Here is a 16,938-nt window from a genome sequence, read left to right as displayed (position 1 = left end):
ATTCCCGGCGCGACTACCTGCACAAAGCCACGACAGCTATCAGCCAAAACCACGCGATGGTGTGTATCGAGGATTTGCCGGTTCGGAATATGTCCAAGTCCGCTTCTGGCACCNTTGCCATACCGGGAAAAAACGTGAAAGCCAAGTCCGGCCTAAATAAAGCGATTCTCGATCAAAGCTGGTTCGAGTTCCGACGTCAGTTGGAATACAAACTGACTTGGCTAGGGGGAGAACTCCTTGCTGTGAACCCCAGAAACACCAGCCGGACTTGTCCCTGCTGCGGCTACGNTGCCAAGGAGAATAGGCGTAGCCAAGCGTGCTTCAAGTGTATGGACTGTGATTTTGAGGAAAACGCTGACGTAGTCGGCGCGATCAATGTGTTAAGGGCGGGACACGCCCNGTTAGCTTGTGCAGAGACTTCGCNTGTAGGTAAGGGCGTCGGGCCAAGAACCCACCGAAGCGAGTCAGGCGATGGTCGCCTGAACGCCGTAGGAATCCCCGTTCTTTAGGGCGGGGAGGATGTCAAACTTGCTTGGAATCACAGCATTGAAAAGGTTCGTTGGGAAGAGGATTACGTTATACAGCTTGATGCCAAGCAACAACCTGCTTTGATCGCCCTAGCGGCACGTATTAAAGGTTCTGCTGCTGGTATGGAGCCTCCGGAAGGAGCCATACTTAAGGCGGGTTGGTATCATTACAAGCCACTGGTGGAGGAGCATCCTCAGTTGTACCTGACGCGATCTGAGTTTGTGCCGGATTATGAGTGGTGTGACGAGCATGGCTGCCGCTCCTTGGCTGATTTTCTAAGCAGTGATGGCGGCGTGACCCTAATGTGGGCTTGCACAGAAGAAACGAATCTCATTGATCGTGAGTCTTGATAAATTTAGAGTATGAGAGCGATAGCCAATTTACACTATCTCTGCCGCTTAAGAACCCAATATCTTAAAGTTATGCTATATGTAGATAAAGCATATGACGCAGAGCTGTATATCGCTTGCTTAGTAGATAATTAATTTGGTCTACGTGCCGTTCAGTCCGCAGCCTCTATTTGTTAATAAAAACACTAAAAAGAGCAGGTTATGTTGCAAAAACATGGCAAAGTGCGTGCGTAATTGTAAGAAAAAGTTTTATAATTTTATTATATTTTGTTCATTTTAGAAGAAGTATCGTGTCAAACATAGAAGATTATCGTATCGAAGAAGACCTAATCGGTCAGGTTAATGTGCCGGCTGATGTGTATTATGGCGTGCAAACCTTGCGCGCAGTTAAGAACTTTGACCTCTCGGGTGTGAGGCTGTCACATTTTCCTAATTTCATACGAGCGTTTGCAATTGTTAAGCATGCAGCTGCTGATGCTAACTTTAAATTGGGTGATCTTTCTAAAGAAAAGCACGATGCCATCGTTTATGCTTGTCAGCGTATTGTGGCTGGAGAATTTCATGATCAGTTTGTCGTGGATATGATCCAAGGCGGTGCCGGCACATCGACCAATATGAATGCTAACGAAGTGATTGCTAACGTGGGCTTGGAGTTTATGGGTCATGCTAAGGGCGAGTATCAATATCTTGACCCTAATAATGACGTTAACATGGCTCAGTCGACTAACGATGCTTACCCAACAGCGGTCCGCCTAGGCTTGTTGTTAGGTCATGATAGTTTATTGCAAAGCTTAAGACAGGCCATTTGCTCTCTTAAGGGCAAAGGTGAGGAGTTTAGCCACATTCTGAAAATGGGTCGTACTCAGCTGCAAGACGCGGTTCCAATGACGTTGGGCCAAGAGTTTTGTTCTTTTGCAACGACACTCGAAGAGGATTTAGAGCGATTTATCGAGTGGGGACCTGAGTTGTTGCTTGATGTGAACTTAGGCGGTACGGCGATTGGTACAGGTATTAATGCAGATCCGGCGTATCAGGGGATTGCAGTACCTCGTTTGGCTGAGCTAAGTGGGCATCCGGTACGCGCAGCCAAGGATTTAATTGAAGCTTCATCCGATATGGGTGACTTTGTTCTTTTCTCGGGCATGCTAAAACGCACAGCGACCAAACTTTCAAAAATCTGTAATGATTTGCGCATTTTGTCTAGCGGCCCTCGTACCGGTATTCAGGAAATTAATTTACCACCGCGCCAACCTGGCAGTTCAATCATGCCGGGTAAAGTTAATCCTGTGATTCCTGAGGCAGTCAATCAAGTCGCTTTTGAAATTATCGGTAATGACTTGGCGGTTACACTGGCCGCTGAAGCAGGCCAATTGCAGCTCAATGTGATGGAACCTTTAATTGCTTACAAGTTATTTGAGTCTACCGGTTTATTACAACGCGCCTTAGATATGTTGACGACGTTATGTCTTGACGGTATCACTGCCAATGAAGAGCATTGTAAAGCATTAGTACAAAATTCCATTGGTTTAGTGACGGCGTTAAACCCCTATATCGGCTATAAAAACTCAACACGTATTGCAAAAAAAGCCTTTGCAACTGGCGCTGCTGTTTTAGACTTAGTGCGTGAAGAAGCCTTGTTGGATGAAGAGGTTTTACAAGAAATCCTCAAGCCGGAAAATATGATCACGCCGCGATTAATACCTAAAGATCGATAGTGTTAATGATTGTAGTTTGTAGGGTGAGATGAGTGTCTCACCCTATTTGATTTAAGGATATGGACTGCGGTCAAGGCGAGCTAAAACTCCATCGGAATAGTCACCGGCCCATCATTAATTAGATGGACTTGCATATTGGCACCAAAAGAGCCGCTGGCGACGTCATGATGTTGAGTGCGAGCATATTCTAAAAAATACTCATATAGAGCTTCGCCTACAGCAGGAGTGGCTGCGTTGGTAAAGCTGGGGCGATTGCCACGACGGGTGTCGGCAGCTAACGTAAATTGGCTGACGACTAATAAACCGCCATTGCTTTGTGATAGTGAGAGGTTCATTTTGCCATCCTCATCACTAAAAATACGTAGCTTGAGGATTTTATCGACCGCTCGTTCGACTGTTTCTTTGGTGTCACCATGCTCGGCACAGATAAAGGCTAAGAGGCCGTGGCTAATGCTGCCATGAAGCTGATCATCAATCCGAACCTGTGCTTCTTGTACTCTTTGTAAAAGGCATTTCATAATATAGTGTGCTGATTGGGTTAAGTATTAAAAATAAAAATAGCTCAGCACAAAATTGTAGCCGAGAGTGTTTGTCATCGTGGCGCTAGATTGTCTTTAATAATATAGTCTACTGTTGTAAATCCTTAATAAAACAACAGATTTTAAAATAAAGTCTTATAAATCCTTGATCTACTAGGAATAAGAGCGTATACTTCTAAATTCACTTAAATAAAAGTGGAAGTTTATCCAGAAATTTCAACCCAGGGCAGTCCAGATTTATCTGCCTGACGGGGCCAATACTGGTTATATTCAAGGTTTTTAGCTCATCATCATAATATATCTTCATGTATTTTTGAGTTAACTCCTGAAATGGGTTCGGTATGTGTCTTTATAAGAAAAATACATATACCGTATATGTAACTAAGTTGGAACAGGAACTATCATGATCCAAATGCAAACCACATTGGACGTGGCTGACAATACTGGTGCACGTAAAATTCAGTGTATCAAGGTGTTAGGCGGCTCCAAGCGCCGTTATGCTGAAGTCGGTGACATTATCAAAGTTACCGTAAAAGAAGCTGCACCACGCGGTCGCGTTAAAAAAGGCGAAATTTACAACGCAGTAGTTGTGCGCACCGCTAAAGGTGTTCGCCGTAAAGATGGCTCATTAGTCCGCTTCGGTGGCAATGCAGCCGTATTGTTAAATACAAAATTAGAACCAATCGGAACTCGTATCTTTGGCCCAGTAACTCGTGAGTTACGTGGCGATCGCTTTATGAAGATCGTTTCATTGGCTCCAGAAGTAATCTAAGGGGGTCATTATGCAGCGTATTCGTAAAGGTGACGAGGTCATCGTATTAGCAGGTCGCGATAAGAGTCGTCGTGGTGTTGTGTTGTCACGTGTAGGTGATGACAAGGTACTTGTTGAAGGTATTAACGTAGCTAAAAAGCACGTAAAGCCTAATCCAATGCTTAACAATCCGGGCGGTATCGTTAATAAAAACATGCCAATTCATATTTCGAATGTGGCTCTCATTAACCCTGAAACCGGTAAGGCTGACAAAGTTTGCATCAAAGAGGTGGACGGTCGCAAGGTTCGTGTTTTCCGCTCAAACGACAAAGTCGTTGGTGAGAAGTAATAAGGGGTAGATGAATGTCTCGTTTACAAGAATTATATAATAGCAAAATCACTGCCGATTTGACTGAAGAGTTCAAGTACAGCAGTGTGATGGAAGTGCCTCGCATCTCTAAGATTACTCTTAACATGGGTGTTTCTGAGGCAGTAGCAGATCGTAAAGTAATTGAACACGCCGTTTCTGACCTAAGTAAGATTGCCGGTCAAAAACCAGTCATCACAAAGAGCCGCAAAGCAATTGCGGGCTTCAAGATTCGTGAAGATTACCCTATCGGTTGCATGGTTACTTTACGTGGTCGTCGTATGTATGAGTTTTTGGATCGTTTGATTCACGTTGCTCTACCTCGCGTTCGTGACTTCCGTGGTATCTCAGGCCGCTCTTTCGATGGTCGTGGTAACTACAATATCGGTGTAAAAGAACAAATTATTTTCCCCGAAATTGAGTACGACAAAATCGATGCGTTACGTGGTTTGAATATCAGTATCACGACCACTGCTAAAACCGACGAAGAAGCCAAAGCTTTATTAAAAGCCTTCAGCTTCCCATTCCGTAATTAATTAGGGGCAACGTTGTGGCTAAATTATCACTTATCAATCGCGATGTTAAACGCGCTAAGTTGGTTGAAAAATACTCAGCTAAACGTGCAGCCTTAACTGCGATTATTAATGACACATCAAAATCAGACGAAGAGCGTTATTTAGCTCGTCTGGAAGTACAGAAGTTACCTCGCAACGCAAACCCAACTCGTTTGCGTAACCGTTGTGCTATTACTGGCCGCCCACGTGGTGTAATTAGCAAGTTCGGTTTAAGCCGTCACAAAGTACGTGAGCTTGGTAACAAGGGTGAAATTCCCGGCTTAACTAAGTCTAGCTGGTAGGGAGAAGAATTATGAGCATGAGCGATCCAATCGCCGACATGTTAACTCGCATCCGCAATGCGCAGATGGTCGAGAAAGTATCGGTTTCTATGCCTTCTTCAAAGCTAAAAGTGGCTATTGCTACCGTGCTTAAAGACGAAGGTTATATTGACAATTTTGAAGTAAAAGGCGAAAAAACCAAGCCTGAGCTTGAGATTGCCTTGAGATATTATGCAGGTCGTCCTGTAATCGAACGTATTGAGCGTGTATCACGCCCTGGTCTTCGTGTATACAAAGCCAGCAATGATATTCCTCAAGTGATGAACGGTTTAGGCGTGACCATTGTTTCAACATCGCGCGGCGTTATGACTGATCGTAAAGCACGTTCAGAAGGCGTTGGTGGTGAAGTTCTTTGCTACGTAGCATAAGGAGTAATTACTATGTCTATGTCTCGTATCGCTAAGAACCCAGTCGCTGTGCCAAGCGGCGTTGAGGTAAATATCACTGATGATAATATCCGTGTTAAGGGTCCATTAGGTGAGTTAAACCAACCTTTAACTGGTGACGTTATTATTAAACTAGAAGATAACGAATTAAGTTTTGACGTTGCAAACCCGACTCGCTTTGCAAAAGCTATGTCAGGTACTATGCGCGCCTTAGTAAACAATATGGTTACTGGCGTTAGCAAAGGTTTTGAGCGTCGCTTAACTTTACTTGGCGTTGGTTTCCGCGCTCAAGTACAAGGTAACGTTATCAAAATGGATTTAGGCTTCTCACACGATGTATTGCATGAGTTGCCAGCTGGTATTACGGCTGAAACGCCAACACCTACTGAAATCGTACTAAAAGGCTACGATAAGCAAGCAGTAGGTCAGCAAGCAGCCAAGATTCGTGGCTACCGTCCGCCTGAGCCATATAAAGGTAAGGGTGTTCGCTACGCTGACGAATACGTACAGCTTAAAGAAGTTAAGAAGAAATAATAGCGCAAACAAGGAATTATCATGGATAAGAAAGTATCTCGTTTGCGTCGTGCGGCTTCGACTCGTCGTAAAATTGCTCAGTTACAGACTCATCGTTTGTCTGTATATCGTAGTAATTCGCACATTTACGCAAACATTATTTCGCCTGAAGGCGACAAAGTATTAGTTTCTGCTTCTACTCTTGAGCCGGAAGTGCGCCAAGAGCTAAGCACTAGCAATACTAAAAGTGGCAATGTTTCAGCTGCTGCTATCGTAGGTAAGCGCATTGCTGAAAAAGCTAAGGCCGCTCAGATCGAAACGGTTGCATTTGACCGTTCGGGTTTCCGTTATCATGGCCGCGTAAAAGCATTAGCAGAAGCTGCTCGCGAAGCCGGTCTTAAGTTCTAAGGGAGTAGTCAAATGGCAAAAGCACAAGGTAGACAAGCATCTGACGAACGCGATGACGGTTTACGTGAAAAAATGATCGCGGTAAACCGTGTCAGCAAAACTGTAAAAGGTGGTCGTACCATGAGTTTTGCAGCGTTGACCGTGGTTGGCGACGGCGATGGTGGTGTCGGTATGGGTAAGGGCAAGGCCCGCGAAGTACCTGTTTCTGTACAAAAAGCGATGGAAGCTGGTCGCCGCGGTATGGTTAAGATCCCTTTAAAAAACGGCACACTACACCACAGTGTAGTTGGTAAGCATGGCGCTTCAACTGTTTTAATTTCACCTGCTGTTGAGGGTACCGGAGTAATTGCCGGTGGTCCAATGCGCGCAATTTTTGAAGTAATGGGTGTTCGTAACGTAGTAGCTAAGAGCTACGGTTCTCGTAATCCTTATAACTTAGTACGCGCTACACTTAACGGCCTAGAGGCTTGCATGACGCCAGAAGATGTGGCGGCTAAACGCGGCAAGTCCGTAGAAGAGATTTTGGGGTAAGCCATGTCTGAGAAAAAAATTAAAGTTACTCTAGTACGCTCTGTTATCGGCACTAAAAAAGATCATCGCGATACAATTCGTGGCTTAGGTCTTCGCAAGATTAACAGCACCAGTGTATTAGTCGATACGCCAGAAGTTCGCGGCATGATCCGTAAAGTGGATTATTTATTGTCCGTGTCTGAGGCTTAATCGTTTAAAGGAATAGAGATGTCAGTAACACAACTCAATACATTATCGCCAGCTGAAGGTAGCAAGACAGAACGTCGCCGTGTTGGTCGTGGTGTTGGTTCAGGCTTTGGTAAGACAGCCGGTCGTGGCCATAAAGGTCAGAAATCGCGTTCAGGCGGTTTCCACAAGGTCGGTTTTGAGGGCGGTCAAATGCCTTTACAACGTCGTTTACCAAAACGTGGATTCAATTCAATGACTAAACCTTTTAAAGCAGAGGTGCGCTTATCAGAGTTACAGCTTATGCAAGCTGAAGACATTGATTTAGCCGTTCTAAAGCAAGAAGGTATTATCGGTCAAGAGGCTCGTTTTGTTAAGGTAATCAGTTCTGGTGAGTTATCACGTAAAGTGAACTTAAAAGGCATTAAAGCAACAGCCGGTGCAAAAGCTGCAATTGAAGCAGCCGGCGGTTCATTGGCTGAATAAAGGGGTTAAAGTTGGCTAAAGCACAGAGAAAGAATCAAGAAAGTGGCGCCAAATACGGCGACTTAACGAAGCGTATTCTATTCTTGATTACCGCTTTGGTAGTATTCCGTTTAGGAACTCATATTCCTGTACCTGGTATTAACCCGGTGGTCATGACGGATTTGTTTGCTACTCAAGCTGATGGTATCTTAGGCTTTTTCAACATGTTCTCGGGCGGTGCATTAGAGCGTTTCTCGATCTTTGCACTAGGGATTATGCCGTACATTTCATCATCAATTATTATGCAATTGATGACGGCCGTAGTCCCATCCCTTGAGGCCCTGAAAAAAGAGGGTGAATCGGGTCGTCGTAAGATTACTCAATACACCCGCTACGGAACAGTGCTGTTAGCACTATTCCAGTCATTTGGTATTGCTGCCTTCATTCAAAACTTCGAAGGTCTCGTATTTACGCCGGGTGCAATGTTTGTGTTTACAACCGTTGTATCATTGGTGACAGGTACTGTGTTCTTAATGTGGTTAGGCGAGCAGATTACTGAGCGTGGTTTGGGCAATGGTATTTCCATCCTGATTTTCGCCGGTATTGTGGCAGAATTGCCTACAGCAATTTCCAATATGTTTGATTTAGTTAGCAATAACCAAATCACAACAATAGCAGCATTGGCAATTTTTGCGATTGTCGTAGCGATTACAGCCTTTGTGGTATTCGTTGAGAGAGGTCAGCGTCGTATCACAGTGAACTATGCAAAACGCCAAGTTGGTAATAAAATTTATGGTGGACAGAGTTCTCACTTGCCATTAAAGCTTAATATGGCTGGTGTGATTCCAGCGATTTTCGCATCATCCATTATTTTATTCCCGGCAACAATTGCCAGCTTCTTTTCGCAGGCAAATGAAATTCGTTGGTTGAGTGATTTATCAGCGGCTTTGCAACCTGGTCAACCGTTATACATAACTGTATTTACAGTGTTGATCATTTTCTTCTGCTTTTTCTATACGGCACTTGTATTTAATAGCCGCGAAACTGCAGATAATCTAAAGAGAAGTGGTGCGTTTATTCCGGGTATTCGTCCGGGACGTCAAACGAGCCAGTACATCGATAAGATTCTTATGCGTTTAACTTTAGTTGGCGCAATCTACATCACCTTAGTGTGTTTAGTACCGGAATTTATTCGCATGCAATGGCAAAATATCCCCTTCTACTTTGGGGGGACCTCGTTATTAATTATTGTTGTCGTGAGCATGGACTTCATGGCTCAGGTACAGACATATTTAATGTCACAACAATATGATTCACTACTTAAAAAGTCCAGCTTCCGTGGCTCGACTACTATTAGATAAGGAAATTTGAATAGCATGGCTAAAGATGACGTCATTCAAATGCAAGGTGAGGTAATTGAAAACCTTCCCAATGCAACGTTCCGCATTAAACTTGAAAATGATCACGTGGTGTTAGGTCATATTTCCGGTAAAATGCGTATGCACTATATTAGGATTCTGCCCGGTGATAAAGTCACTGTGGAGCTCACGCCCTACGATTTGTCTCGTGGAAGAATCGTTTTCCGTTCGAAATAAAAAACGGTATAAGTAAGGAGTCAACCATGAAGGTAATGGCATCGGTAAAACGGATCTGCCGCAACTGCAAGATTATTAAACGTCATGGAGTTGTGCGTGTAATTTGTACAGATCCACGTCACAAACAACGTCAGGGTTAATCCTGCGTAGTTATAAGTAAGAGGAACAGTCATGGCCCGTATTGCAGGCATCAACATTCCGCCGCATCAACATGCAGAAATTGGTCTTACCGCTATTTACGGTATCGGACGCAGCCGCTCACGCCTCATTTGTGAAGCAGTTGGTATCGATTACTCCAAAAAGGTAAAAGACTTAACAGATGCAGAACTCGAAGGTATTCGTGAGCAATTAGCTCAGTTCACCATCGAGGGTGATTTGCGACGTGAAGTACAATTATCAATTAAACGTTTAATGGACTTAGGTACCTATCGTGGCATGCGTCACAGAAGAGGTTTGCCGGTTCGTGGACAGCGTACACGTACTAATGCTCGTACTCGTAAGGGTCCGCGTCGTGCAGCTATGTCCTTAAAGAAATAATTTGGGGTAGCTAATTATGGCGAAAGCATCAAGCGCAAGTCGTGCGCGTAAAAAAATCAGAAAAGTAGTAACTGACGGTATTGCTCACGTTCAGGCTACTTTTAACAACACAATCATCACAATTACTGACCGTCAAGGTAATACCTTGTCATGGGCGACGTCGGGTGGCTCGGGCTTTAGAGGCTCAAGAAAATCGACGCCTTTTGCAGCGCAGGTTGCAGCCGAGTCAGCGGGACGTGAAGCTTTAGAATATGGTATTAAAACCCTAGAAGTACGTGTAAAAGGTCCAGGCCCAGGCCGTGAATCTTCGATTCGTTCTTTAAATGCTCTAGGTATCAAGATTACCAGTATTACTGACGTTACGCCACTTCCCCACAACGGTTGCCGTCCGCCAAAACGCCGTCGCATCTAATTTAGGATTAAGGGAAAAAAATGGCACGTTATACTGGTCCAAAATGTAAACTTTCACGCCGTGAAGGTATCGATTTATCGTTAAAGAGCGCTCGTCGCCCAATCGATTCTAAGTGTAAATTCGATTCTAAACCTGGTCAGCATGGTCGCACTTCAGGTGCTCGTACTTCTGACTATGGTTTACAGTTACGCGAAAAACAAAAACTTAAGCGTATGTACGGTGTTCTTGAGAAACAATTCCGTAAGTACTTCGTTGAAGCTGAGCGCCGTCGTGGTAATACCGGTGAGACTTTAATTCAATTACTTGAGTCACGCTTAGATAACGTTGTATACCGCATGGGCTTTGGCTCTACTCGCGCAGAAGCACGTCAATTAGTGGCGCATGGTGCGATTGAGTTAAATGGTCGTAAGGCTGACATTCCATCTATGTTGATTAGCGCAGGTGATGTGATTTCCGTACGTGAAAAATCACAAAAGCAGCTGCGTATCAAAGAAGCAATGGATTTAGCCGCCGGCATCGGTCTACCTCAGTGGGTTGAAGTAGACAGCGGTAAGTTCTCAGGTGTTTTCAAACAAGCTCCTGAGCGCTCAGATGTCGCTCAAGATATCGATGAGTCACTCGTAGTTGAGTTGTACTCTCGCTAATCTATCTAAAATACAGTACGAAATCAGATTTATTAAGATTTCGTGCTGTATTTAATGTTGTAGGCATCTCCTTGCTTTACAATAACGTCGAAGATTCTCTTCCTCCGAAGGATTCCCTTCAACTAGCTGTATTTTTATTGTCCATCAGCCTTATCGGTGTAACGAGCCGAGGGTATTGAAAAGGAATATTTAATGGCACAACCATTTTTAAAGCCTCGTTCTATCGAGGTTAAAGCTGAATCAGATTTCAAAGCCAAAGTGATTATGGAGCCGTTTGAGCGCGGTTTTGGTCATACTTTAGGCAACGCTTTACGTCGTATTTTATTATCTTCAATGACCGGTAGTGCGGTTACTGAGGTACAAATCGAGGGTGTAGTACATGAGTACTCTACTATCCCGGGTGTGGGTGAGGATGTCGTTGATATCTTACTTAACCTAAAAGGCGTAATTTTCAAGCTACTTGATCGCGAAGAAGTTACTTTGACGCTTAACAAAAGCGGTGAAGGCGTTGTAACTGCAGCTGATATTGAGTTGCCTCACGACGTAGAAGTTTTAAACCCTGATCACGTGATTGCTACTTTGACCGAAAAAGCCGAGTTAAAAATGCAAATCAAGGTTGAAAAGGGCCGCGGTTACGTTCCTGGTAACGTCCGCACACTAAAAGAAGATCGTCAGCATACCTTAGGTCGTATTGTTTTAGATGCTTCTTATAGCCCGATTCGTCGCGTCAGCTACGAGGTTGAAAACGCTCGTGTTGAGCAGCGTACTGACTTAGACAAGTTGATTTTAGATATCGAGACTAATGGCGTTATTTCAGCAGAAGAAGCAGTGCGCGAGGCGGCTCGTATTCTGATGGACCAAATTTCTGTGTTCGCTGCTTTAGAAAGCGATCCTCAGGAAATTGAAGCTCCAGCACGCGGCACACCACAGATTGATCCTGTTTTACTACGTCCTGTTGATGAATTAGAGTTAACTGTACGTTCTGCTAACTGCTTGAAAGCTGAGAGCATTTACTACATTGGTGATCTAATCCAACGCACCGAAAACGAGCTTCTTAAGACGCCTAACTTGGGTCGTAAGTCGCTTAATGAGATCAAAGAAGTATTGGCCGCTCGCGGCTTGACCTTAGGTCAGAAGTTAGAAAATTGGCCTCCAATTGGTTTAGAGCGTCCATAGTATTTTTGCAACAAAGAGCGATTTAAATTTGTTTATTTCGCTCTTTGCTGTAAAATATGCGATTCGCATTTTATTGCGGATTTTAAAACAACCCGGTCCGCTGTATTGCACAGATAGAAGAACCGGTTTAGCAAGTTTTAGTGTTTAGACACTCAAGCTATTAATTAGATTTATTTTAAGGAAATTATTATGCGTCACCGTCAAGGCTTACGTAAATTAAATCGTACTTCAGCTCACCGTTTAGCCATGTTCCGTAACATGTCTGTTTCTTTGATTGAGCATGAAGCTATCAAAACAACACTTCCTAAAGCAAAAGAATTACGCCGTGTATTTGAGCCGCTAATTACTTTAGCTAAGAATCCTACTGTTGCTAACCGTCGTTTAGCCTTTGCTCGCTTACGTGATCGTGACGCAGTGACTAAATTATTCAACGAATTAGGTCCTCGTTTCCAAGAGCGTAACGGTGGTTATACTCGTATTCTTAAGATGGGTTTCCGTCAAGGTGATAACGCTCCTATGGCTTACATGGAGCTTGTTGACTACGCTGACCGTCAAGAAGAACTTCAAGGTGAAGACGAGTAATTAATTACTTGCTTCTCTTAAGAATGTAGATAGCCCTGAGCAATTAAGCTTCAGGGCTATTTTTTTTATGTGAATAAAAAATCTACTTTATAACTTTCAGATATAAAGATGTAAGCATTATGTATTTTTACTATATTTCTAATTATGCTTAAATAATTGAGGTCACGTAACTAATAGTAATAAGACAGGTTGCGTTATTTAAAGTTTATATAGTGGAATTCATCATGAAAAATAAATTAACAAAATTGGTTGTTGCCTCTTCCTTTCTTTTTGCGGCTTTATCTGGTGTGGCACAAGCTGATCGCCTTGAGGATATTAAGAAATCGGGTGAGTTGAGAGTAGCTTCTTTTGATAGTAATCCGCCCTTTGGTTTTGTCGATGAAAAATCTCGTCAAATTCGTGGCTTAGATGTCGACTATGCTCAGGCACTGGCCGATAAGCTCGGTGTTGAGTTAAAGGTTATTCCAACTAATCCCGCTAATCGTGTTCCATTATTGACCTCAAATAAAGTGGACTTAGTATTAGCTAACTTTACGATTACTGAAGAGAGAGCTAAACAGGTAGATTTTAGTATTCCTTACTTTGCGTCTGGGCAACAGTTTATTGCAAAAAAAGGTGTACTAAGTTCTCCAGAGCAATTAAGTGGCATACGTATTGGGGTTGATAAGGGAACGACTAATGAAATTGTATTGCGCGAGAATTATCCTGATGCAAGACTCGTTGCCTATGATGATACACCTTTTGCCTTTACCGCTTTGCGTAATGGCAATGTACAGGCTATCACTCAAGATGGTCCAAAATTGATTGGTTTATTGGCTAATGTACCTGATAAAGAGAACTATGAGATTCCTCCATTTTCTATTTCAGATGATTTGATTGGTATTGGTATCCCTAAAGGTGAAGCAAATCTTAAAGCCTTTGTTGATGAAACCTTATTAGAACTTGAAGAAGAGGGTGAGGCTGAAGAAATTTATAATGCTTGGTTTGGTCCTGAAACTAACACGCCATTAGAGCGTATTTTCAAAATCGGCGATAAGTAAAACTCAATTCTTTTTAACTTGGTAATGTGCCGATGACCTAGCTTATGATTAGCTAGGTCATTTAATTTTTAAAAAAAATGGACGATTTTTGGCTTGCCCCTCATTATATTAGCTGGCTTTTAAAAGGCTTTGGCGTAACGCTAGTGCTTTCATTATGTGTCGCCATTGCAGCTACCTTTCTTGGTTTTTTTGTTTGTCTGGCGAGAGTTTCCTCTTCTCGTTTGTTTTCAGGTTCAGCTAAAGCCTTTTTAAGTGTCTTCAGAAATACTCCTTTATTAATTCAATTGTTCTTTTGGTATTTTGGTGTTTCCTCTTTATTGCCAAGCGACGCTGTATCCTGGTTAAATACGCCACATATGTGGACGTTTTTTATGGGTGATATACACTGGCCAGCTTTTGAGTATTTGGCAGGATTTACAGGGTTAACGCTCTATACCGCAGCTTTTATCGCTGAGGAACTACGTTCAGGTGTTCAAAGTGTTTCTATCGGGCAGCGTTCAGCAGGTATGGCACTTGGTTTAAAAGCTTCTCAAATCTGGCGTTATATTATTTTTCCACAAGCGATTCGTAATGCGTTTCCCTCCCTATTGGGGCAGTACATGAATCTCATCAAAAACACCTCGTTGACGATGGCGATTGGGTTAGCTGAATTGTCTTATGCTTCACGACAAGTGGAGACAGAAACATTTAAAACCTTCCAGGCTTTTAGTATTGCAACGATTCTTTATGTGTTAGCTATCGTAGTGCTTGAGGTAATTGGCCAGCGCGTACTGCAGTCGCGTGCTTTTGCTCAGGGGAAGCGCTAATGGATTTTACGGTCATCGTTCATAACATAACGTATTTTTTAATTGGTGCCTATCCAAACGGTTTTTTAGGCGGTGCGGCTCTGACCATCTTGCTTAGTATTGCCTCATCGATAATATCGGCTATTCTTGGTCTGATTTTTGGTGTGATTTTAGCGGTAACTAAAGGTCTTATACATCAAGTTTTAGTGATTTTTCTGGGGTTTTTTAGAGCGATCCCCGTCATTATGTTGATTTTTTGGGTGTATTTTTTATTACCCATTCTTTTCAATATTGATATTCCTGGTACCTTTACGGTTGTTTGTTCACTTTCTTTAATTGGTGGAGCTTATCTTGCTCACGCAGTTTATGCTGGTATTCGTAGTTTACCAGCAGGACAGTGGCAGGCAGGCGCTGCTCTTGGCATGAAACCTTTTCAGGTGTTGCGATATATTATCTTGCCTCAGGCACTGCCGATAATGATGCCTTCATTTATTAATCAGTGGGTATCTTTGATTAAAGATACTTCGCTAGCTTACGTGATTGGTGTCCCTGAATTATCTTTTGTTGCCACGCAAGTCAGTAATCGTGTGATGGTATATCCAGCTGAGATCTTTCTATTTGTTGCGGTGGTCTACTACATTTATTGTGTTGGCTTATCTTTTGTGGCTAATAGCCTATTAAAACGCTATCAGAGTAAAACAGCTCTCTAGCTTATTTTGTTAATCAAGTGAATTCTGATGATAACGATTGAACAGGTATCTAAGTGGTACGGTAACACGCAAGTTTTGGACGATTGCTCAACTCACGTAAATCGTCAAGAAGTGCTTGTTGTATGTGGACCGTCCGGCTCCGGCAAGTCAACTCTAATTAAAACGGTCAATGGCTTGGAGCCCTTTCAAGAAGGTAAAATTATTGTAGATAATATCTCCGTGGGCGATCCGACAACTAAGCTTCCTGTCCTGCGAGCCAAGGTGGGTATGGTGTTTCAGAATTTTGAGCTTTTCCCCCATCTGACGGTGAGAAATAATCTCGCCTTAGCACAGCAGAAAGTGCTTGGTCGCTCTAAAGATGAAGCCAATGCCAATGTTAAAAAGCATTTGACCCGGGTTGGGTTGGTTGATTTTGAGGATCGCTACCCTGCCAGTCTTTCAGGCGGACAGCAGCAACGTGTTGCTATTGCTCGTGCGCTCTGCATGGATCCGATATGTATGCTGTTTGATGAGCCGACATCTGCATTGGACCCCGAAATGGTGCAAGAGGTGCTGGATGTGATGACAGAGTTGGCACAAGACGGTATGACCATGATGTGCGTCACTCATGAAATGCGTTTTGCCCAAAAAGTGGCTGACCGCATGCTTTTCATGGATAAGGGGCGGGTTATTGAAGACTGCCCAACCGAGGAGTTTTTTGCAGAGTCCTCCGAACGTTCTGAGCGTGTGCGCGATTTCCTATCGCGTTTACTTTGATTATCTATGCCTATGCCTAACCCGCACTTCAGGGTGGGGCTACGCGAGCTCATCTAAACATCGGGTGCCGTGTGCGCCCTCGTATTGTAGCGTAGAAGCTCCGATCGATATACTGTCTCGGTCGGAGTTATTCACCTTAGTTTTCTTTCAGAAATTGCAGGATACGATCCGCTTCAGTGCGCCAGTCCGGGCTTCTCGCAAAATCAGCAGTATTTCGCTCACCAAAAACTCCACCATCTGCAAGATCTGCTATCCACGCTTGACGATCAGCAGTTCCGGCAGCTGAATAAGGTGTTAAACCAATCTCTTGGACTGTTTTCGCAACCTCTCGAACTTCCTCCGCACGACGGCGACCATGTTCGATTACTCGTTGAAAAAAGTAACTTCCTTGCTGCTCCCAATCGAGGCCGGGAAAGGTTTCTTTTAATGAGGCAAGAACTTGATCTTCAACGCCATAAGCACGTGCTGTTGTAAGGCTTTCGATCATCATAGCTTCCAGACCTTTGATCATCACACTGCGGCACATTTTTACTGCGGAGACTGTGCCGAGTTTGTTGGAACCTACCTCACTACTAAAACCCATGGTCTTAAGAAATGGGTTTAATACTTCTCCGTGTGGGCCACCTAGCAATAGTGGAACCTTTAGACGATAAGGGGGAACCGAAGTCATCACTGCACCTTCAACATAATATCCCCCGTTTTTTTCAACTAATTCAGCGGCTTTTTGTTTCGTGCCCGGGGAAGCAGAGTTGAGATCAAGAAAAAAAGCGCCTTCTTGAAACTTTCCGGCACACTGTTCTACAACTGGCACAGTCTGATTAGCAGTCACAGCAGAGATGATGAGATCAGCTCTTGCAGCCAATTCGTCGGTAGAATCAGTGAGCTCAACTCCATATTGATGGGCGTGTTGCTGGAATTCACTCTTCAAATCAGTTTTAAGCTTGATGTCGTAGGCTAATAAGGAAAAACCTTGCTGACTAAGATCTTCAGCTAGAATTCTACCGACTTCTCCGTAACCTATCAGTCCGATAATCCACTTTTCAGAATCGCTTTGTGTTAATCGATTTGTCATCTTAATTTCCTCTTAG

At 43.5% G+C, this 16,938-nt stretch carries 26 protein-coding genes and 1 pseudogene; 25 read left to right on the top strand and 2 right to left on the bottom strand.

Translation table 11 applies throughout. The features are described from left to right. Window positions 1-56: 56 nt before the first annotated feature. From B092_RS0112230 to B092_RS0112220, 3 genes and pseudogenes are all read left to right on the top strand, one after another. Window positions 57-509, top strand: coding sequence for an RNA-guided endonuclease InsQ/TnpB family protein (locus tag B092_RS0112230; protein WP_425311482.1), 453 nt, complete (start codon window positions 57-59; stop codon window positions 507-509). Window positions 510-533: 24 nt separating this feature from the next. After that, window positions 534-878 (top strand): annotated as a pseudogene (locus B092_RS14455) (DUF1850 domain-containing protein); the annotation flags it as partial. Between the two features lie 290 nt (window positions 879-1,168). Next, window positions 1,169-2,593 (top strand): aspartate ammonia-lyase, encoded by a 1,425-nt coding sequence (locus B092_RS0112220; protein WP_018575517.1) that lies wholly within the window; start codon window positions 1,169-1,171, stop codon window positions 2,591-2,593. Between the two features lie 80 nt (window positions 2,594-2,673). Here B092_RS0112220 and dtd read toward each other — a convergent pair whose 3' ends face one another. Next, window positions 2,674-3,111, bottom strand: coding sequence for a D-aminoacyl-tRNA deacylase (gene dtd / locus B092_RS0112215; RefSeq protein WP_018575516.1), 438 nt, complete (start codon window positions 3,109-3,111; stop codon window positions 2,674-2,676). A gap of 424 nt (window positions 3,112-3,535) precedes the next feature. Here dtd and rplN point away from each other — a divergent pair, with 424 nt between their 5' ends. The 22 genes from rplN to B092_RS0112105 all read left to right on the top strand — a co-directional run bounded on the left by rplN (window position 3,536) and on the right by B092_RS0112105 (window position 15,850). Beyond that, window positions 3,536-3,904 (top strand): 50S ribosomal protein L14, encoded by a 369-nt coding sequence (gene rplN / locus B092_RS0112205; protein ID WP_018575514.1) that lies wholly within the window; start codon window positions 3,536-3,538, stop codon window positions 3,902-3,904. A 10-nt stretch (window positions 3,905-3,914) separates the two neighbouring features. Next, window positions 3,915-4,232 carry a 50S ribosomal protein L24 gene (gene rplX / locus B092_RS0112200; RefSeq protein WP_018575513.1) on the top strand — a complete coding sequence of 106 codons (318 nt, stop codon included), beginning with the start codon at window positions 3,915-3,917 and terminating at the stop codon, window positions 4,230-4,232. Window positions 4,233-4,246: 14 nt separating this feature from the next. Next, window positions 4,247-4,786, top strand: coding sequence for a 50S ribosomal protein L5 (gene rplE, locus B092_RS0112195; RefSeq protein WP_018575512.1), 540 nt, complete (start codon window positions 4,247-4,249; stop codon window positions 4,784-4,786). 14 nt (window positions 4,787-4,800) lie between these two features. Beyond that, complete coding sequence (rpsN, locus tag B092_RS0112190) at window positions 4,801-5,106, top strand: 30S ribosomal protein S14 (RefSeq protein WP_018575511.1); 306 nt, start codon at window positions 4,801-4,803, stop codon at window positions 5,104-5,106. 11 nt (window positions 5,107-5,117) lie between these two features. Then, entirely contained in the window at window positions 5,118-5,513 is a 396-nt protein-coding gene (gene rpsH / locus B092_RS0112185) for a 30S ribosomal protein S8 (protein WP_026253773.1), read from the top strand. Between the two features lie 18 nt (window positions 5,514-5,531). Beyond that, a complete protein-coding gene (rplF, locus tag B092_RS0112180) occupies window positions 5,532-6,065 on the top strand; it encodes a 50S ribosomal protein L6 (RefSeq protein ID WP_026253772.1) in 534 nt (177 codons plus the stop codon). A gap of 21 nt (window positions 6,066-6,086) precedes the next feature. Next, window positions 6,087-6,452, top strand: coding sequence for a 50S ribosomal protein L18 (gene rplR, locus B092_RS0112175; RefSeq protein WP_018575508.1), 366 nt, complete (start codon window positions 6,087-6,089; stop codon window positions 6,450-6,452). Window positions 6,453-6,464: 12 nt separating this feature from the next. Continuing rightward, complete coding sequence (gene rpsE / locus B092_RS0112170; protein ID WP_018575507.1) at window positions 6,465-6,983, top strand: 30S ribosomal protein S5; 519 nt, start codon at window positions 6,465-6,467, stop codon at window positions 6,981-6,983. A gap of 3 nt (window positions 6,984-6,986) precedes the next feature. Continuing rightward, the gene (gene rpmD, locus B092_RS0112165) at window positions 6,987-7,172 is read left to right on the top strand and encodes a 50S ribosomal protein L30 (protein ID WP_018575506.1); all 186 of its coding nucleotides are present in this window, start codon (window positions 6,987-6,989) and stop codon (window positions 7,170-7,172) included. An 18-nt stretch (window positions 7,173-7,190) separates the two neighbouring features. Next, window positions 7,191-7,634: a 50S ribosomal protein L15 gene (gene rplO, locus B092_RS0112160; RefSeq protein WP_018575505.1), complete on the top strand. Its 444-nt coding sequence runs from the start codon at window positions 7,191-7,193 to the stop codon at window positions 7,632-7,634. 11 nt (window positions 7,635-7,645) lie between these two features. Further along, window positions 7,646-8,974, top strand: coding sequence for a preprotein translocase subunit SecY (secY, locus tag B092_RS0112155; RefSeq protein WP_018575504.1), 1,329 nt, complete (start codon window positions 7,646-7,648; stop codon window positions 8,972-8,974). A 15-nt stretch (window positions 8,975-8,989) separates the two neighbouring features. Beyond that, on the top strand, window positions 8,990-9,208 hold the full coding sequence (infA, locus tag B092_RS0112150; protein ID WP_018025421.1) for a translation initiation factor IF-1: 219 nt from the start codon (window positions 8,990-8,992) through the stop codon (window positions 9,206-9,208). Window positions 9,209-9,234: 26 nt separating this feature from the next. Further along, window positions 9,235-9,348, top strand: a complete 114-nt coding sequence (rpmJ, locus tag B092_RS15255) for a 50S ribosomal protein L36 (protein WP_003805360.1) — start codon at window positions 9,235-9,237, stop codon at window positions 9,346-9,348. A gap of 31 nt (window positions 9,349-9,379) precedes the next feature. Then, window positions 9,380-9,745 (top strand): 30S ribosomal protein S13, encoded by a 366-nt coding sequence (rpsM, locus tag B092_RS0112145; RefSeq protein ID WP_018575503.1) that lies wholly within the window; start codon window positions 9,380-9,382, stop codon window positions 9,743-9,745. 16 nt (window positions 9,746-9,761) lie between these two features. Beyond that, a complete protein-coding gene (gene rpsK / locus B092_RS0112140) occupies window positions 9,762-10,157 on the top strand; it encodes a 30S ribosomal protein S11 (protein WP_018575502.1) in 396 nt (131 codons plus the stop codon). Between the two features lie 20 nt (window positions 10,158-10,177). Further along, the gene (gene rpsD, locus B092_RS0112135) at window positions 10,178-10,801 is read left to right on the top strand and encodes a 30S ribosomal protein S4 (protein ID WP_018575501.1); all 624 of its coding nucleotides are present in this window, start codon (window positions 10,178-10,180) and stop codon (window positions 10,799-10,801) included. Between the two features lie 192 nt (window positions 10,802-10,993). After that, a complete protein-coding gene (locus B092_RS0112130) occupies window positions 10,994-11,977 on the top strand; it encodes a DNA-directed RNA polymerase subunit alpha (protein WP_018575500.1) in 984 nt (327 codons plus the stop codon). A gap of 189 nt (window positions 11,978-12,166) precedes the next feature. Continuing rightward, window positions 12,167-12,559, top strand: a complete 393-nt coding sequence (gene rplQ, locus B092_RS0112125) for a 50S ribosomal protein L17 (RefSeq protein WP_018575499.1) — start codon at window positions 12,167-12,169, stop codon at window positions 12,557-12,559. A 224-nt stretch (window positions 12,560-12,783) separates the two neighbouring features. Next, window positions 12,784-13,599, top strand: a complete 816-nt coding sequence (locus tag B092_RS0112120; RefSeq protein WP_018575498.1) for an ABC transporter substrate-binding protein — start codon at window positions 12,784-12,786, stop codon at window positions 13,597-13,599. A 77-nt stretch (window positions 13,600-13,676) separates the two neighbouring features. Next, window positions 13,677-14,405, top strand: coding sequence for an amino acid ABC transporter permease (locus tag B092_RS0112115; protein WP_018575497.1), 729 nt, complete (start codon window positions 13,677-13,679; stop codon window positions 14,403-14,405). Next, the gene (locus tag B092_RS0112110) at window positions 14,405-15,094 is read left to right on the top strand and encodes an amino acid ABC transporter permease (protein WP_018575496.1); all 690 of its coding nucleotides are present in this window, start codon (window positions 14,405-14,407) and stop codon (window positions 15,092-15,094) included. The genes B092_RS0112115 and B092_RS0112110 overlap by 1 nt, the downstream gene beginning before the upstream one ends. A 27-nt stretch (window positions 15,095-15,121) precedes the next feature. Next, window positions 15,122-15,850: an amino acid ABC transporter ATP-binding protein gene (locus B092_RS0112105; protein WP_018575495.1), complete on the top strand. Its 729-nt coding sequence runs from the start codon at window positions 15,122-15,124 to the stop codon at window positions 15,848-15,850. A 136-nt stretch (window positions 15,851-15,986) separates the two neighbouring features. On the opposite strand, the gene B092_RS0112100 is transcribed toward B092_RS0112105, so the two are convergent. Further along, window positions 15,987-16,922, bottom strand: coding sequence for an NAD(P)-dependent oxidoreductase (locus tag B092_RS0112100; RefSeq protein ID WP_018575494.1), 936 nt, complete (start codon window positions 16,920-16,922; stop codon window positions 15,987-15,989). Between the last annotated feature and the right edge of the window lie 16 nt (window positions 16,923-16,938).

Origin of the sequence: Oligella ureolytica DSM 18253 (assembly GCF_000373745.1) — a bacterium.
Lineage (GTDB): Bacteria > Pseudomonadota > Gammaproteobacteria > Burkholderiales > Burkholderiaceae_B > Oligella > Oligella ureolytica.
The sequence above is the reverse complement of the archived record's forward strand: the minus strand, read 5'-3'. Positions and strand labels throughout refer to the sequence as shown.

Excerpts from the sequence above, each read along its gene's own strand:
- dtd (WP_018575516.1), bottom strand. The coding sequence starts at position 3,111 with ATGAAATGCCTTTTACAAAGAGTACAAGAAGCACAGGTTCGGATTGAT.
- rplN (WP_018575514.1), top strand. The coding sequence starts at position 3,536 with ATGATCCAAATGCAAACCACATTGGACGTGGCTGACAATACTGGTGCA.
- rplX (WP_018575513.1), top strand. The coding sequence starts at position 3,915 with ATGCAGCGTATTCGTAAAGGTGACGAGGTCATCGTATTAGCAGGTCGC.
- rplE (WP_018575512.1), top strand. The coding sequence starts at position 4,247 with ATGTCTCGTTTACAAGAATTATATAATAGCAAAATCACTGCCGATTTG.
- rpsH (WP_026253773.1), top strand. The coding sequence starts at position 5,118 with ATGAGCATGAGCGATCCAATCGCCGACATGTTAACTCGCATCCGCAAT.
- rplF (WP_026253772.1), top strand. The coding sequence starts at position 5,532 with ATGTCTCGTATCGCTAAGAACCCAGTCGCTGTGCCAAGCGGCGTTGAG.
- rplR (WP_018575508.1), top strand. The coding sequence starts at position 6,087 with ATGGATAAGAAAGTATCTCGTTTGCGTCGTGCGGCTTCGACTCGTCGT.
- rpsE (WP_018575507.1), top strand. The coding sequence starts at position 6,465 with ATGGCAAAAGCACAAGGTAGACAAGCATCTGACGAACGCGATGACGGT.
- rpmD (WP_018575506.1), top strand. The coding sequence starts at position 6,987 with ATGTCTGAGAAAAAAATTAAAGTTACTCTAGTACGCTCTGTTATCGGC.
- rplO (WP_018575505.1), top strand. The coding sequence starts at position 7,191 with ATGTCAGTAACACAACTCAATACATTATCGCCAGCTGAAGGTAGCAAG.
- infA (WP_018025421.1), top strand. The coding sequence starts at position 8,990 with ATGGCTAAAGATGACGTCATTCAAATGCAAGGTGAGGTAATTGAAAAC.
- rpmJ (WP_003805360.1), top strand. The coding sequence starts at position 9,235 with ATGAAGGTAATGGCATCGGTAAAACGGATCTGCCGCAACTGCAAGATT.
- rpsM (WP_018575503.1), top strand. The coding sequence starts at position 9,380 with ATGGCCCGTATTGCAGGCATCAACATTCCGCCGCATCAACATGCAGAA.
- rpsK (WP_018575502.1), top strand. The coding sequence starts at position 9,762 with ATGGCGAAAGCATCAAGCGCAAGTCGTGCGCGTAAAAAAATCAGAAAA.
- rpsD (WP_018575501.1), top strand. The coding sequence starts at position 10,178 with ATGGCACGTTATACTGGTCCAAAATGTAAACTTTCACGCCGTGAAGGT.
- B092_RS0112130 (WP_018575500.1), top strand. The coding sequence starts at position 10,994 with ATGGCACAACCATTTTTAAAGCCTCGTTCTATCGAGGTTAAAGCTGAA.
- rplQ (WP_018575499.1), top strand. The coding sequence starts at position 12,167 with ATGCGTCACCGTCAAGGCTTACGTAAATTAAATCGTACTTCAGCTCAC.
- B092_RS0112120 (WP_018575498.1), top strand. The coding sequence starts at position 12,784 with ATGAAAAATAAATTAACAAAATTGGTTGTTGCCTCTTCCTTTCTTTTT.
- B092_RS0112115 (WP_018575497.1), top strand. The coding sequence starts at position 13,677 with ATGGACGATTTTTGGCTTGCCCCTCATTATATTAGCTGGCTTTTAAAA.
- B092_RS0112110 (WP_018575496.1), top strand. The coding sequence starts at position 14,405 with ATGGATTTTACGGTCATCGTTCATAACATAACGTATTTTTTAATTGGT.
- B092_RS0112105 (WP_018575495.1), top strand. The coding sequence starts at position 15,122 with ATGATAACGATTGAACAGGTATCTAAGTGGTACGGTAACACGCAAGTT.
- B092_RS0112100 (WP_018575494.1), bottom strand. The coding sequence starts at position 16,922 with ATGACAAATCGATTAACACAAAGCGATTCTGAAAAGTGGATTATCGGA.